Here is a 16131-nt window from a genome sequence, read left to right as displayed (position 1 = left end):
TTTTCTTATATTTGTTCATTATAGAAAATATGGACGCAACTCAAGATAAAAGGTTATTTCTCATCGATGCTTATGCGATGATTTTCAGAGGATATTACGCATTGATCAGAAATCCAAGGTTAACGAGTACGGGAATTGATACTTCGGCTATTTTTGGTTTTACAAACTCTCTGATCGAATTGATCAGAAGAGAAAGACCTACGCATTTGGCAGTGGTGTTTGATGTAGGACAAGCCAGTGTAAGAACAGATGATTTTGCAGATTATAAGGCGAACAGAAGTGAAACCCCTGAGGCGATCAAGATTGCCGTTCCGTACATTCACAGGATTTTGGAGGCAATGCATATTCCTTACTTAGGGGTTGAAGGATATGAAGCGGATGACGTAATCGGTACCATTGCCTGCAAAGCAGAAAAAGAAGGATATACTACTTTTATGGTAACACCGGACAAAGACTTTGCCCAATTGGTTACCGATAAAATCAAGATCTATAAACCAGGTTTAAAGGGAGGAGATATAGAAATTCTTGGTGTAGAAGAAGTAAAAGCTAAATATGAAATCGATGATCCGAAACAGGTCATTGACTTCTTGGCGATGATGGGGGATGCCGTAGATAATATTCCGGGATTAGAAGGAGTAGGAGAAAAAACTGCGATGAAATTCCTGAAAGAATACGGAAGTATCGAAAATCTTTTAGCCAATACCCATCAGTTAAAAGGAAAGTTGAAAGAAAAAGTAGAAGCATCGGCAGAAAGAGGAATTTTATCTAAAAAACTAGCCACCATTATTTGTGATGCTCCTATCGAGTTCCATCAGGAACAATACGATCTTGAAACTCCCGATTTTGAAAAAGTAAAACAGGTTTTTGATGAGATAGAATTCAGAAGATTATATGAAAATCTTTACCGTGCTTTTGCTCCTACAGAAACTGTTGTGGTAAGTGAGGTTGAGGTTACACAGACTCCTGCCGGAACTCAGGTAAAGGGTCAGGTTACACAGCTTGATCTGTTTGCTACTTATGAGGAATTGGATCAGGCGACTTCTACAAAATCAACAATAGAACACAACGAACATTTATACCAGTTTATAGATAATCCTAAAGCCCAAAAAATCCTTGTTAACAATTTATTACAGCAAAGGGTAGTATGTTTTGATACAGAAACAACTTCTTTAAATGAGCTGGAAGCTGAATTGGTAGGAATGAGTTTCTCCTATAAGAAAGGATTGGCTTATTACATACCTTTGTCAGAAGATCAAGGAGAAGTGCTGCAAACATTAGAAATTTTCAGACCTTTTTTTGAAAAGGAAGATCTTCTTAAGGTAGCCCATAACCTGAAATTCGATTACAAGATATTAAAGCAATACGGCATTACTGTAAAAGGTGCAATGTTCGATACTATGATTGCTCACTATCTTCTGAATCCGGACGGAAGACACGGAATGGATTACCTTTCAGAAGTATATTTAAATTATAAACCTGTTTCCATAGAAACCATTATTGGTAAAAAAGGTAAGAAGCAGGGAACTTTCAGAGACGCAGATTTAAGGACACAAACGGACTATGCTGCGGAAGACGCAGATGTAACGTTCCAATTATATGAGCTTTTTGCTCCGCAATTGAAAAAAGAAAACCTTGAAGACCTGTTTTTTAAAATAGAAATGCCATTAATGGTCGTTCTGGCAAAAATGGAACTGGCGGGGATTTCTCTTGATGAAAAATGGTTGGCTCAGGAAAGTATTGACCTTGAAAACGATCTGAAACAGCTTGAATCTAAAATTTTCGAGTTTTCAGGGGAGGAATTCAATATGAACTCTCCTAAGCAATTAGGAGAAATATTATTTGAAAAGATGCAGCTTGATCCGAAAGCTAAAAAAACTAAAACAGGGCAATATGCTACTTCAGAAGATGTTCTTCAAAAACTTTCTTCAAAGCATGAGATCATTCAGCATATCCTGGAATACAGAACCTATCAGAAACTGAAATCAACATATGTAGATGCCTTACCATCCCAGATTGATAAAGATGAGCGTGTACATACCAATTTCTCGCAGACAACTGCTGCAACCGGACGTCTGGCAAGTGTAAATCCGAATTTGCAGAATATTCCGATCAGAACATTGAGAGGACAACAGATTCGTGGTGCATTTGTTTCCGGAGAAGGAAAGAAAATCATCTCAGCCGATTATTCTCAGATCGAATTACGTCTGATTGCTGAGATTTCAGGTGAAAATAATATGATCAAAGCGTTCCAGGACGGTGAAGATATCCACGCTTCTACAGCTGCGAAACTCTTTAAAATTCCTTTGGAAGAAGTATCCAAAACACAAAGAGGGCAGGCTAAAACAGTTAACTTCGGAATCATTTACGGTCAGGGCGCTTTCGCACTAGCAGAACAAACAGGGCTATCCAGATCAGAAGCCAAACAGATGATCGAAGCTTATTTTGAGACCTATCCGAAGCTGAAAGAGTATATGGCTGAGCAGGTTAAAAAAGCCCGCGAGCTAGGATATGTAGAAACTATTTTAGGAAGAAAGCGTCATTTAAAAGATATCAACTCCAATAACTTTGTTGTGCGTGGCCATGCAGAGCGGAATGCCGTCAATGCTCCTGTTCAGGGAAGCGCGGCAGATGTTGTAAAAATGGCAATGATCAAAATTGACAAGCAATTGGATGAACAAAATCTTCAAACCAAAATGCTGCTGCAGGTACATGACGAATTGGTATTTGAATCGCCGATCGAAGAAATTGAAGTAGCTACAAAACTTATCAAAACCGAAATGGAAAGTGCCATCGAAACGCAGGTTCCTTTATTGGTTGAGGTTGGAGTAGGGAACAACTGGCTGGAAGCCCATTAAAATACAATTGTTTCATGTAACAATAAAAAAATGCTGAATTCAATTCAGCATTTTTTCGTTGATAATTATTGATCTCAAAGGATTGGTTCCAAATAGGTGAACTGTATCGATTTACTATTCCAGAATACAGATGATTTTTTTTGGACACCATTGATTTTAAACTCAATGGGTTTGAACGGAATTCTAAAGCTATCGATGCTGTATTTTCCATTTGTCCGTCCCAGAAGTAGTAGTTTTTGTTCGGGAGCTAATTTAACCATGTTAAGAAACTCTCCGGCAGCAATTCCTATTTGCCCTAAGGTTAATAAAACACTGATAGGACATTGTACCTGAAATTTAGGGTCCAGCAGAAGACTATGAAGAGGACTTGGTTGTATAGATGCATTGTATAATATATCATCGGGCTTGATATGTAAAAGAAGGTTTTCTCCTTCACGTGCTGAGGTGATAGATATTTTTGATACGGACTCTGGTATACTAATTTCAATATCACTTGATACTCTTTTATCATAATCGGAAAAGCAAAAGAAAATATGTCCAAGGTCCACAGGCTTTAACTCAAGATTGGACTGCAGAGTAGCATCGACATTACCATAGTATTGCATGCTCATTTCTGAAAGATCCGGATTAAAACGGAGGGATTGAAAATGAACAAACGCTTTTCCGTTACCGGATATTTCTCCTTTAAATCTTCCCAAAGCTAAGAAATCCAGGGTTTCCCGCCAGACGTTACAGGCTGCTACTTTGGCTTCATTTTCAACCTGATGAGCAATACGAGCCGTTTCACGGGCAGTCTGCCAAATGACTCTTTGCGCTTCTCTTCGTACTCTGCATGCAGCCCTTGTACTGTGACATATCGGATCCCATCTGGAGCAGCTCCAGTTACAACTTGGGCCGTTAAAATCAGGATATTTAAAATCAGTTCTTACTTTCTGGCAGTTGATATCACCTCTTTTTACTTCCAGCTTCTCATTGAATGAAGTCTGAGGAATAATGAAATTCTGTTTTAAGCTAATAGGATTGGAAAATGCCTCGTTGAAAATCGATGAAATCTCTGCCTTACTTACATTGGCCGTTACTGACGATTTTGCATCAATAGGCTCAAAAACACTTAACCACAAATTGTCATACTTCTCACTGAATAATTTGAATAGTTTTGATAACTCAGCTTCACTTCTAGGTTTGCTTTGAGAAAGACTTATTAAGTCATTAATTAAAGGCTTTTCTTTTGTTAATTCAGCCATTATTGAAACACCTGTGGATTGTATTCTTACTGATGATTTTTTTACAAACCGTGATATTCTTATGGAGTCAGCGATAATTTCAGTATCCGGATTTTTAAACATTTCCTTTAGGCTAAGCTGATAAGATTGTCCCCAGCCAATATTAATAATTGTTGGCTTTTTAAAAATTTGTCCGTTTACATTGTCGATATAATTTTTAAGAATGGGGGAAAGCATTTTTGCCAATACCTTTTGTGATATTTTGGGATGTTTCAAAAATTTAATGCTTTCAATTTTTAAAGAAGTTAAAGCACTTCTCAGGTATAAAGAATCTGATTTGGTAGAAACAGCAGTAACCCCTTTGAAATTCCCGGTGGCTTCTATACTATATTTAGGAAACCTGACTGAAAAATCAGCTTCTACAAATATTCCCTGTTTATCAAAGGATAGTTTTGGAGTTACATTTTGTACCAGGATGTTCTCATCATTTATCGCTTCCGCTGCTTTTTTGATCTCAGGAGGTAAATATTGCAGAATGATATCCCTATCTATATTTACTCCTATATGGGGGCTGAAATCAGTAAGCTCAGAAAGGTTTTTTTCAACCGAGGTATATTGCTGGTCGATGGTAGAAACAGGCGGAAATTTTTTATTCAATGCGGTTTTTAGCGGAGTACAGCTGCCTAGAAAAAGCAAGACGCTGAAGAGACTTAAAGTTTTTGATAAATAATTTTTCATGGCTCTTTGTTTTGGTTAGTTTTATCTCTAAACAAAGTTGGAATAATCACCATTCAGTTTCAATTACCCTTTTTCGCTATTTTTTAAAATAAGAAAAAGCCTTAAACTATCGTTAAGGCTGCCATTAATACGATTAATTTTTTTATTAGAATTCTGAATCTATTTAGCTTTTGAAAGTGCCATTTTCACGGCGAGAAAAACCAGTACACTGGCCATAAACCATTTTTGTATTCGCACCCAGAGAGGATTTTTAGCAAAAAAGGAAGCTACTTTTGCTGCGGTCAGAACAATGATGAAATTGATGGTGAAACTTGTGAAGGCCTGTATCATCCCGAGTTCAATGCTTTGTGTAAAAATAGAGCCATATTGAGGCTTTATAAACTGTGGGAAAAAGGAAAGGTAAAAAACAGCCACCTTTGGATTAAGAACATTCGTTAAAAAACCAACGGTAAAGAGTTTTCGGGGACTATCTATGGTCATGTCCTGATCCACTTCAAAGATGTTCTTACTGTTGGGTTTGATAGCCTGATAAGCAAGGTATAAAAGATATACTGTTCCCAATGTTTTTAAAATAATATAAGCGTATGGAACCGCAAATAATACAGCGGTAAGTCCAAAAGAAACCATGACAATATGAAATAAAAAGCCACAGACCACACCGGCAAGAGAAATCAATCCCGCTTTTTTTCCCTGTGTAATGGATCTTGAAATCAAATAGATCATGTTAGGCCCGGGACTTATGACCAGAATAAGCGCTGCCAGAGCGAAAAATAAAAGATCATGGATAGGAATCATAATTTTTCACAAAGGTATAAAAATGCCTTAAAAGGAAAGTCTAAATACTATTCCGATCTTGCTTTTTCACTTCATAAAACTTTTTTAGAGGTTTTTTTAATCAAAAAGAGTAAAAAATAGATAAAAAGATTTTTCATTTCGACAAAATTTGTAAATTTGTCAAATATTTCTATACAGAAAATTATCCAGATGAGTCAACCACTTTCCCAGGAAGAAATTTTAAAAAGCCAGATTTTACAGACCGCACAGGATCTGTATCAAAGGTATGGCATTAAAAAGGTGACGATGGATGATGTAGCTAAAGCTGTGGGAAAGACCAGAAGTGCTCTTTATTATTATTTCAAAAACAGGGATGAGCTTTTTGAGGCAGTTATGATTTCCTTAGTAGATGAAGTGAAGGATGAGCTGGAAAAGATGATTTATAAAGAAGAAACTTTAGAATCGCGCATCCGGGCTTTTTGTTTTGCTAAAGTAAAGGGTTTTAAAAAGACCAGAAACTTTATAACAGCTATTGAAGCACGTATGGATAGCGAGGAACGCTCTAAATATTCTGATATTATATGGGAAATTCATCAGAGGATGATGCGTTCTGAGACCACTTTGTTAAAAAAAGTAATTCGCGATGCTGTAACAGCAGGTGAAATTAATGAACCTGATTCCACAGCTCTAGATGTTCTCTTGTTTGTTTTACTGAGCAGCATTCGTGGGATCCGACGTGAATCAGTTAGTGAGAATTATAAGGATCAATGGGAAGATGGTGCAGAAATGTTTGCCCAAATGATTGTTGAGAAGATAAAAGGATGATTTTTTTTATTCAAAATTTGACGTTTTGATGATTTTTGTCAAATAGTTAGATTGGAGTTGTATTAGTAATTAAAACAAGATATTATACATAATGAATATCAGCAGTGTAAGCACATTCAGGGCTTTTAAAAGTGGCAATTTCAAATATTATTTTGCAGGACGTTCCATATCCCAGTTTGGAACATGGATGCAGCGAACAGCTATTGTATGGCTCATCTATTCGCTTACCCATTCTTCGTTTATGTTGGGGGTTACAGTGTTTGCTGAGCAATTTCCTTCATTCCTTTTTTCTTTTGCCGGAGGGGTTGCGGCAGACCGGTTCAACAGGAGTACGATCATACGATGGACACAGATTGCGGCAGTATTGCAAACCTCATTACTGGCGGTCTTATTTTTAACCCATCATATTGTTGTCTGGCAAATTCTGGCTTTAAGTGTGGTGTTGGGAATAATCAATGCTTTTGATGTTCCGGCAAGGCAAACAATGATCAGCCAGGTAGTGATGGAGGAAAGTGATGTTCCAAGTGCACTTTCTCTCAGCTCTGCAACATCAAGTATCAGCAAGGTATTAGGTCCTGCAGTTGCGGGTTTTGTATTAGAGCATTGGAATGTCGGTTTTTGTTTTGTACTTAATGCAATTGGTTTTATGATTGTAATTGTCTGTTTTTCGATGATGAAGTTGCCGGCATATGAAAAGAAAACAACGCATAAAAAAGTACTCTCAGAATTCAAAGAGGGGTGGGTTTATCTTAAAAATGAGTCCAGAATCGGCTTGGTAATTCTTATGCTTTCCCTGATGGGTTTACTGGTTTTACCTTACGATACTTTAATTCCTGAGGTTGCTAAAATTACTTTTAAAGGAAGTGCATCCACTTTTGGATATATTTCAGGATTTATAGGTTTAGGAGCTGTTACAGGAACCATTTTACTGGCCTCACTGAAAAGAAATGATAAGCTCAGGTTCTATCTTGTTCTGAGTACAATAGCCCTTGGTTTGGGGCTGATTCTGTTTTCGCAGTCAACAAATTTTTACTGGGCAATGCTGTTTGTGGTCTTTACAGGATTTGGAAGTGTGATGCAACTAACCAGCTGTAATATTATCGTGCAGTCCGAAGCGGCACCTCATATGAAAGGGAGGGCGATCAGTATTTTATTAACGGCTATTTTTGGAATGCTTCCGTTAGGAAGTTTAGTCACAGGATATGCTTCAGAGCATATAGGAAGTAGTAATACACTCCTGATTCAAGGAATACTCGCAATCCTGATAGCAATATGTTTCTACAGGTTATTTACGACTCCTGAAAAAAATAAAGTATCCTCTCCGGAAAAAGAGGAATTCACTCGTGAAACAATTTAATATTAAAAAAAATGCAAGAAACAAACAAAAGCGCTTTGCTGGTAATGGATATGCAAAATTCTATTTTACAGAATATTGACGATCCGAAGCCATTAGTCAGCAATATTTCCAAAGCCATTTCTCATGCGAGGTCAAACGGGATCCCGGTTATTTACGTCGTGGTTGCTTTCAGACCCGGAGCTCCTGAGATCAGTGAACATAACAAAACTTTTTCCAGATTTGGAAACAAAGAAATGTGGACTCCGGAATTTGCAGCACAATGGCAGGAGATTCACCGGGAAGTCTTACCTGAAAAAGATGAAGTGATCGTAACAAAAAAACGGTTCAGTGCATTTACAGGAAGTGATCTGGAAGTTGTATTAAGAGGAAAGGAGATCCGACATCTTATACTGACCGGCATCAGTACTTCGGGAGTAGTATTATCTACTTTACGGGAAGCTGCAGATAAGGATTATGAATTGACGGTGATTGAAGATTGTTGTGCAGACAGGGATCCTGAAGTTCATCAGGTACTTACTGCTAAAGTATTTCCTATTCAGGCCGAGGTGGTCAGTTTGGGTAATTGGATAGGATAAAAAATCAAAACTCCGGATAATAATCCGGAGTTTTGATTTTTTCTTAGTTCTCATTTATTTTAATGGAGTTTTCTTTATATTTTCAATTTCTTTCTCCATTCTGTTTTCCCAGCCTTTTCCATTTCTTTTATCCAAGTATTTTCCTTCAATATTTTTTCAATTCCGGCAGCATCTTTTTTATTGAAGTAAAATCTGATATCAACGGAAGCAGTTTGCATTTCAGAATCAGTCCAGTATTCAATATTAGCTTCGCAGAGCTTGCTTTCGAAGTCTATGGATTTTCGGAAAGGAATGTAAATCCGGTATTGTTCGTTATCAAAAATGGTTGGTTTCATAGGTTCTCAGATACTGTATATTAGTTCACGATTCCTATAGCTAGAAAAACGATCAGCATAAAACCTGTAATACCTAAAATAAAAATGGAAAATTTCTTAATATCTTCAAAACTCCTTCCTTTTTTTAAGATCAATCTTCTGAAGCCGTTTGATATTAATGAGAGTAATGCTGTGATAAAGACCAGTCCCAGAGCAGAGCGTACTCCCGGCCCGGGAAATGTTTGTAAGGTATTTTTATTTCCGGAATGAGGAAGAAAATCATACAGGAAAAGTGCATTCCACGCAATAATCAGCAACATAGGGACTAAAGGTTTTAAAGGAAATCCACCCTGCATTTGCTGTTCAATAATTGTATAATTCTTTGGAGGTGCAGTATTTGCTTTAGCTGCTAAAAATCCGGTTTTTTCTATTTCATTGATTATTCCTGCAGGATCTCTAAAGGTCCAGAAAATAACATTTGAATTGTACTTCTCAACGCGATGATAGATTTTGATTCCCTGTCCGATCAGAGGAATTGAAGTGTACGGCTTTATAGAGATAATATCCTGAGGTTGGAAAACAAGATTGCCTACCAGGGAAGCATTAATCTTTAGTATATCTGCATCAACATACAGGTCAGCAAATGGATAGTGGCATTGGCAAGACCAATCCTTGCACCACCTGTTAATGTGAAATTTTTTTCCATAATTATAAAACTCGTTTTTGTTGTTCACTTTCACGGATTGTTTTCTCCAATCTGGATATCATGGTTTTCTCCTGTTTGGCAGACATGATCCAGTGCAGCATGACTTTCTTATATGATGGTGCTTGATTACTAAAAAAATCCCAGGCTTTTTTATTCGATTTGAATTGTTTTTCAAAGGCAGGACTTAATTCGGCCAGAGCATTTTCATGGGAATATATTGCTGTTTTTTCCTGTTTTCTCAATGCAAATGCTTTGAGACCCGCTGTTTTCATTAATCCTGCTTGAGTCAGATCTTCAACCTTTTTTATATTGATCGCACTCCAGATGCTTGTCGGTTTTCTGGGAGTAAAGCGGATGGTATATTTTTCGTCGTCTACACTTTTTCTTACTCCATCAATCCAGCCATAGCATAAAGCCTGGTCTACAGATTCCGACCAGGTCATAGAGGGTTTCTTTGTCCCTATTTTATAAAATCCTACCAACAGTTCTGTTTTTGTTTCGTGGTTCTTTTCCAGCCATTCCCGAAAATCCTGTGGTGTTGAAAAAAATTGTATTTCCATCCGTTACTTTTACTTTTTTAAAGATGTTTTCAATTCCCTGAATACTATTTTCCGGTAATATTTTCTAGCTTTCCTCATAAGTTCAGGGGTAGAAATATTTTCGCTGACCTGCATCCCGTTAAAATAAAATTTGGTTCTATGACTGTTAATACTTCGCATGGCAAAATCAAGATCTCGTAATGTATCCCGGTCAATCACTAACTTGTTGATTTTATAGAAGTGAATGTTATTGTTGCGGAAACCGGGATATCTTTCCAATGCTCTTTCACTCATTGGGAAGACGGTGTCAAAAATGATATTGTTATTTTTAAGTTTCTGTACAATTTCTTCCTGTGAATAATTAACTGTAATATGGCATTTTGAACATTGCAGATTACCACGGCTTACGGTATAGCTGAAGCTTGGCGGGGGAGAAGTAGCCATCAAAACAAACAATGAAGGAATTAAAATAAAGGTTGGATGAAGATATGATATTTTGATCCTATGTAAGTTGTCTGCTCTTTGAATGATGAAATATGGGATGGGCAAGAACAGCAAAGCCAGCAGATCAGAATAATCAACAACTCTTGTTACAGGAATCAATGCATATTGATTATACCAATTGATCGCCCCTTCGGAATAACCGGATTTCCAGAATAGAAAGAGTAAAGCACTAATCCATATGGAATGAATTTTAAGTCTCGGAAAAATATAAGACAGGAGTAAAGGCAGGATGATAATTCCAACAATATCTGAAAGTTTGCCTGTAAGGAAGTTTGAGAATTCATATTTAAAAAAATGATCATTCATGAACAAAATGAGCAGACAGGCTACAAATATGTAATTGAGAAGAAGATATTTATTTCTTTGGATTTTCATCAGATATCAGTTAAAATTGAAATCCGAATTTACACAAATTACAGAGAAAAATAAAAGCAGATGAAATCTCATCTGCTTTTATTCCTACCGGATAATGCCGGTGTGTCTCAATTCTTTTTCTTTACAGGATCTTTCCGGGTGTTGAATACAATAATATTACTGGTCTTAAGCCGGTTAACTAACCATGTTTTTAATTTTTCTTCATCTATCTTGGTTTCCGACTGATAGATAAAAGCAGTTTCCAGACTTGTTGAATCCGTAGTAAAATAATTTTGGAGTTTTCCGATAGCCATCTCCTGAACCTCCGGGAAGAGGATCTTTACTTCTTTTATCAGTTCAGGATTATCCATTTTATAGAGGTTCAGTTCATTCTTTAATTCATTCACCTGAAGATCCTTTTCTGTAATATTGGTTTTTTGAAGATTGATTTCGCTTAAGATCTCTTTTTTAAGATCGCTGGTGTTTTGTTTAATAAGGAGATTGGTGTTTTTTATCCCAAAATCCTGTAATGAAGTATTAAATTTCTTTATTTCCGTACTGTCGAATTTTGTAGATAAAAAAGCAAGTTCAATAGATTTGGGATTGGCATTATAATCCACTTTTTTATAGATTACAGTATATCCTTTTTTTGAAAATTCTTCATTGATGAAGTTCTCTACATTCTGGTTGTATTTTTTTTGGTTTAAAAGGTTATAAGCCAAATAACAACTCGGAACAATCATAATAATGATCAGGATCGAAATGCCATAACGTATTCTTTTTTCAAACGCTTTATTGGTGGTTTCTACAGCCTGATATTTGAGAGATTTTATGATCAGGAAGGTAGAAATACAAATAAAGAAACAGTTGATGGTATACAGGTAAAATGCCCCTGCCACAAAAGACCAGTTTGCAGTTGCAATACCGAATCCTGCAGTACACAATGGAGGCATTAACGCTGTTGCGATGGCCACTCCCGGAATGGGGTTCCCTTTTTCAATTCTTGTGATGGATATCGCTCCCACAATTCCACCGAAAAAAGCAATCAGGACATCATAAATATTAGGCGAAGTCCTAGCCAGCAGTTCAGACTGAATATCTTTGAACGGACTCAAATAAAAATATAAGCTTGAAACTGTTAAGCTGACCACCGTGGCGATCAGCAGATTTTTCATGGATTTCTTTAAAAGACTGAAATTGAACGTAGCCAAAGCAAAACCTGCTCCTACAATAGGTCCCATAAGTGGGGAAATCAACATGGCTCCTATAATTACAGCCGTTGAGTTTACATTTAATCCTACCGACGCAATAAGTATAGCACAAGCCAGAATCCATAAATTGGCCCCCCTGAAGGATACATTACTTGTCACATTTTCAAGAACAATAGCAGGATTTTCTTCTCCGTTATGGAGATTTAAAAAATTGGAAATCGTTTTTCTCATTTTTGTTGTGTGTTATAAGGGTGAAGAACAAAATCTCATTACTTCACTTTTTCGCAAATATAAATGTTTAGGATATAATTCCAAAAAATAAATATGAGTATAAAAACACAATCTATGATTTCTCTGTTATGGCCTTCACAGAGCTGTTTTAATCACCATTAAACATCTTCATTAGTTTTTCTATAGCTTTAGGTGCATGCATCAGGATAGTATTATCCAAAGTAACCCGGGTAATTTCTGAAGCCCTTTTTAGCATTTGCTTTTCATAATGAGATAAAGCATCCTGAACGGTGTCATACTTGTTGCTAGTAAGGCATTCTGCAAGCTCATATGCATCCTGCATCGCCATATTTACTCCCTCTCCGGCATAAGGTGGCATTCTGTGGGCAGCATCCCCCAACATGGTCAGGTTAGGAAGTGTTTCCCATTTTTGATCAAGCGGGTAGTGGTACTGAGGACGTACAACAAATGATGAATCCTCACTCATAAACAATTCCTGCCAGGTCTCATTCCATGTTCCAAATTCTTTTCTGAACCATTCGAAGATCTGCTCTCGGTTACTAAAATCGATTCCGGATTCCCTGACCCAATTTTCATCGACTTTACATCCTGTATAAAAAGTGAGCGTACCATCTCCTTTGGTGCTGAACAATAATGTTTTTTCTTCATCCAACGCAAAAATTTTACCCCCTTCTACAAGCTTCCAGAGCTTTGGAGCATTAATAGCTGCGTGGTAAATATTTCCCTCAACCATAGTTATTCCTGAATAAACAGGCTGAATATCTGTAATATAAGGTCGTATTCTGGAGTTGGCTCCGTCAGCGGCAATAACGATGTCTGCATCATACGATTTCCCGTTTTTAAAATAAAGCCTCCAGCCATCACCTTGTTTTTTCATAGATAAAAACTGACTATCCCAAACCACGGTTCCCGGAGTAAGTGCTTCCAACAGAATTTTTCTTAATGGAGCCCTATCGATTTCAGGACGGTCTTCACTATGTGAATTCACGGAATCATGTTCGTTGAGATAAACTGTAAGGTCTTTGTCTAAAATTTTTAATTTTCCCGCATCTGGACGGTAGTGAGCGATAAAAGCATCCATTAACCCGGCTCTTTTTAAAGCTTCCAGTCCTGATTCTTCATGCAGATCCAAAGTTGCTCCCTGTACACGGACATCTTTATGCTCATCACGCTCATAAACTTGAACTTCAGCTTTGTTGATCTGCAGGAGATTTGCCAAAGTAAGCCCGCCGGGACCTCCACCAATAATGGCTACTTTTTTATTTTGTACTATCATAATCTATTAAATTATGACGCAAAATTACTTCCCGGGAAGAACAGAAAATTGTATAAATCGGTCGTTTTTATTTTGGCTGAGTTCTTTTGGGAGAAACCCGGAAAGCCTTTTAATCTCTTTTATAAAATGAGACTGGTCACTAAAGTTTTGTTCGGGAAAAAGTTTTCCTTCTTTAATATGTGTAAAAGAGGCTCTGAATCTGAGAATTCCACAATAAGACTTTAAGGAAATACCGTATTGCTGATTAAAATAACGGTTGATCTGCCGTTCACTCCATATCACCTTTTCAGAAAGTTCTTTCACAGAAATATCTCCGTTGGCAGAGTAGATAAGGTCAAACAGCTTCCGTTTCCGTTCATCAATTTTCCGCAGAGAAAGTTCAGATGCTATTTTCTCTGTTGCTTTTTTACAGAACTGATTAAAATCGTTCATATCATCCACAGTGAAACCCCAGAAATTCTCAGGCAGGTTCTTAGCATAATCTAAAATATCAGAAACAGTTTCGTGAAGTATATATTCGGTTGCCAGTAAATTAAAACTAATTGCAAAGGTTCTGGATTTTTCAGCAATTACAATTTCTTCAGGATGTGTTCCAATGCCTAAAAGAACAATATGAAAAGGCATTGTGGAGGACTGTGACAATATAATATCTATCCTTCCGTCAGGCAAAAGAATAACTTCTTTATTCTCTGATTGATTATCCAACATCCAAAAGCTTTCCACAAAGTCTTTGAGGGAAGCGGATGGAGCAGAAGATGTGTAAACCAGATCACTCATGAGATATATTTTAGTTCTTTAATGCAAAAGAATTTTTCTTCCTAAAAGATATAATATCATCTACATCAAACGCCTTTTTAGGATAAGCGATCTTATCCTTTATTATGAAATAGGGCTTTGGATAATATTTGCTTCGACAATCCTTATCACAATTTTTAATGTCTATTTTAAGAATATTATCTTCATTAATATTTTGCACTTTAAAATTTCTCCAAGAGTTTTTGCTGTCATTAGCAAACGCAGAACTGTAAATCCCTACCCATTTTCCATCAATTTTATAAACAGGATCATAAAAATACTTTTGATGAAAAAACTCTCCTTTATCGTTTTTAAACAGATACAAAATGATGTTTTTCTCATCTTCAAATCCAGGCCTACCATAATGATCATAAGCTTTAAACTGTACGGTATCTTTTAGATTTCCCTGAATATTTCTCAAAACTTTATAGGTGCAATTAAATGCATTATCCATTACATGAGTTTCACGAAAAATTGTAATAGAATCACCTGTTTCCTCGTCAAGTTCTTTCCCAATGTTTTTTACATTATCAATATTAGGATCAAACTCATGTATACTTACTTTTTCTCCAATAAAGATATAGAGATTATCATAACTTACATTCTTTTGGGAGTATAATAATACAGAAAAAAGAAGGAAAAATAGTAAAAATTTTTTATTCATAATTAATAGATCCAAACTATTAAATCAATACATCTTCGTGCTTTTATTATTTAAAACATTTTCCAATAATGAAATTTGATTCTGATCAAGATTTTTTAAATATATTTTACGACTGCGAGCGATCACAAACGATGGGTAATAAATAAATTCGACGCTGTTTTTATTGATTTTATACTCTCTGAGAAGGGTAAAGTTACTGGTATTTTTATCACCATAATTAGAGAATCTTAATTTAATGATTCTAGTAGGAATGAAGTATAAATGTTTTGAAAAAATAAAAATTGAATTTTGATTGATTAATAGATCAAAACTGCACCATTCAACACTTCTACTTAAGGGGCCCTTATTGGTTACAATACTTCCTCTGATATTTTTAAATTCTTTAGAGTCGGCTTGTTTAAATTTGGAAATGATATTTTTTCTTTGAATTGAAAATACTATGGAAGATACAATAAGGAACATTAAACCAAATAACAAAAATGGATATGGAAAAAAAGAGAAAAAGTCAGGCATTGTGTTTTCTTTAAATTTAGGGAATATAATATAAATGTAGAAATTACTTTCCGAACTGTGATGCTTTCCATGCATTAATCATTTGCTCTCCCTTTTTTGGATCCAAAAACATTAAATTAACTGAAAATTCCTTTTTATCAAACAATCTGCTATACATTTGAAACTCAAGTATCATATTATTGGGAAGGATCATTTTAATTGTATACTTGTTGAAAACTAAATTATTAATTTTTTCCTTTGTACTGATGGTATCAAATTTTGCTTTTGGCATATTCTCTTTGAATGCTTTATACAAAACTTCATTAACTGCTTTGTTTGATTCATCATAATTACCATCAACTTTTGGATCAAATGGCTGATAATTGGCTTCCAGATAATTAAAATTATCAGATTTAAAAACAAAAATAGTTTTAGATTGATTGATAACTGGCTGACCCGTTGTTTTTTCAAGTACTTCCTGTCCTCTTCCTTGCAACTTTGCCCATTCATCATTATTTACTTTTTCAAAGTTTTTTGGAATTTGAATCTTCCATTTGAAATCACTGCTGTAGAAATCTGTATCAGTATTTTGAGCATAAGATATCTGAGACAATAATAGGAATACAATTAAGATATAGAGGTTTCTCATTTGAAAATTTTTCAGGTTCAAAATTATG

At 35.9% G+C, this 16131-nt stretch carries 15 protein-coding genes; 4 read left to right on the top strand and 11 right to left on the bottom strand.

The genetic code is table 11. The features are described 5' to 3' along the window. Positions 1–29 precede the first annotated feature (29 nt). On the top strand, positions 30–2855 hold the full coding sequence (gene polA, locus AC0INN_RS17475; RefSeq protein WP_306614291.1) for a DNA polymerase I: 2826 nt from the start codon (positions 30–32) through the stop codon (positions 2853–2855). A 74-nt stretch (positions 2856–2929) separates the two neighbouring features. Here polA and AC0INN_RS17470 read toward each other — a convergent pair whose 3' ends face one another. Together AC0INN_RS17470 and AC0INN_RS17465 are read right to left on the bottom strand one after the other, a co-directional pair. After that, entirely contained in the window at positions 2930–4816 is a 1887-nt protein-coding gene (locus AC0INN_RS17470; RefSeq protein ID WP_306614289.1) for a hypothetical protein, read from the bottom strand. Positions 4817–4975: 159 nt separating this feature from the next. Continuing rightward, positions 4976–5611: a LysE family translocator gene (locus AC0INN_RS17465; RefSeq protein ID WP_306614287.1), complete on the bottom strand. Its 636-nt coding sequence runs from the start codon at positions 5609–5611 to the stop codon at positions 4976–4978. A 189-nt stretch (positions 5612–5800) separates the two neighbouring features. On the opposite strand from AC0INN_RS17465, the gene AC0INN_RS17460 reads away from it, so the two are divergent. The 3 genes from AC0INN_RS17460 to AC0INN_RS17450 all read left to right on the top strand — a co-directional run bounded on the left by AC0INN_RS17460 (position 5801) and on the right by AC0INN_RS17450 (position 8347). Then, positions 5801–6415, top strand: a complete 615-nt coding sequence (locus tag AC0INN_RS17460) for a TetR/AcrR family transcriptional regulator (protein WP_306614285.1) — start codon at positions 5801–5803, stop codon at positions 6413–6415. A gap of 91 nt (positions 6416–6506) precedes the next feature. After that, positions 6507–7772, top strand: coding sequence for an MFS transporter (locus tag AC0INN_RS17455; protein WP_306614283.1), 1266 nt, complete (start codon positions 6507–6509; stop codon positions 7770–7772). An 11-nt stretch (positions 7773–7783) separates the two neighbouring features. Continuing rightward, positions 7784–8347, top strand: a complete 564-nt coding sequence (locus tag AC0INN_RS17450; protein WP_306614281.1) for a cysteine hydrolase family protein — start codon at positions 7784–7786, stop codon at positions 8345–8347. A gap of 74 nt (positions 8348–8421) precedes the next feature. Here the strand turns inward: AC0INN_RS17450 and AC0INN_RS17445 are convergent, their stop codons facing one another. From AC0INN_RS17445 to AC0INN_RS17405, 9 genes are all read right to left on the bottom strand, one after another. Beyond that, positions 8422–8682, bottom strand: coding sequence for a hypothetical protein (locus tag AC0INN_RS17445; RefSeq protein ID WP_306614279.1), 261 nt, complete (start codon positions 8680–8682; stop codon positions 8422–8424). Positions 8683–8702: 20 nt separating this feature from the next. Beyond that, positions 8703–9395 carry a hypothetical protein gene (locus AC0INN_RS17440; RefSeq protein ID WP_306614277.1) on the bottom strand — a complete coding sequence of 231 codons (693 nt, stop codon included), beginning with the start codon at positions 9393–9395 and terminating at the stop codon, positions 8703–8705. After that, the gene (locus tag AC0INN_RS17435; RefSeq protein ID WP_273650868.1) at positions 9370–9927 is read right to left on the bottom strand and encodes a YdeI/OmpD-associated family protein; all 558 of its coding nucleotides are present in this window, start codon (positions 9925–9927) and stop codon (positions 9370–9372) included. The genes AC0INN_RS17440 and AC0INN_RS17435 overlap by 26 nt, the downstream gene beginning before the upstream one ends. A gap of 9 nt (positions 9928–9936) precedes the next feature. After that, positions 9937–10785, bottom strand: coding sequence for a hypothetical protein (locus AC0INN_RS17430; protein WP_306614274.1), 849 nt, complete (start codon positions 10783–10785; stop codon positions 9937–9939). Between the two features lie 107 nt (positions 10786–10892). Continuing rightward, positions 10893–12206: a DUF389 domain-containing protein gene (locus tag AC0INN_RS17425; protein ID WP_306614272.1), complete on the bottom strand. Its 1314-nt coding sequence runs from the start codon at positions 12204–12206 to the stop codon at positions 10893–10895. A gap of 148 nt (positions 12207–12354) precedes the next feature. Further along, positions 12355–13503 carry an FAD-dependent oxidoreductase gene (locus AC0INN_RS17420; RefSeq protein WP_306614270.1) on the bottom strand — a complete coding sequence of 383 codons (1149 nt, stop codon included), beginning with the start codon at positions 13501–13503 and terminating at the stop codon, positions 12355–12357. Positions 13504–13527: 24 nt separating this feature from the next. Next, positions 13528–14280, bottom strand: a complete 753-nt coding sequence (locus AC0INN_RS17415; RefSeq protein ID WP_306614268.1) for a helix-turn-helix domain-containing protein — start codon at positions 14278–14280, stop codon at positions 13528–13530. Positions 14281–14290: 10 nt separating this feature from the next. Then, entirely contained in the window at positions 14291–14962 is a 672-nt protein-coding gene (locus tag AC0INN_RS17410) for a hypothetical protein (RefSeq protein WP_306614266.1), read from the bottom strand. A gap of 556 nt (positions 14963–15518) precedes the next feature. Next, positions 15519–16103: a hypothetical protein gene (locus AC0INN_RS17405; protein WP_273650873.1), complete on the bottom strand. Its 585-nt coding sequence runs from the start codon at positions 16101–16103 to the stop codon at positions 15519–15521. Positions 16104–16131: the final 28 nt, after the last annotated feature.

It is taken from the genome of Chryseobacterium subflavum (genome assembly GCF_055762745.1).
Note: the sequence above shows the minus strand (reverse complement) of the source record. Positions and strands in the feature narration are given on the sequence as shown.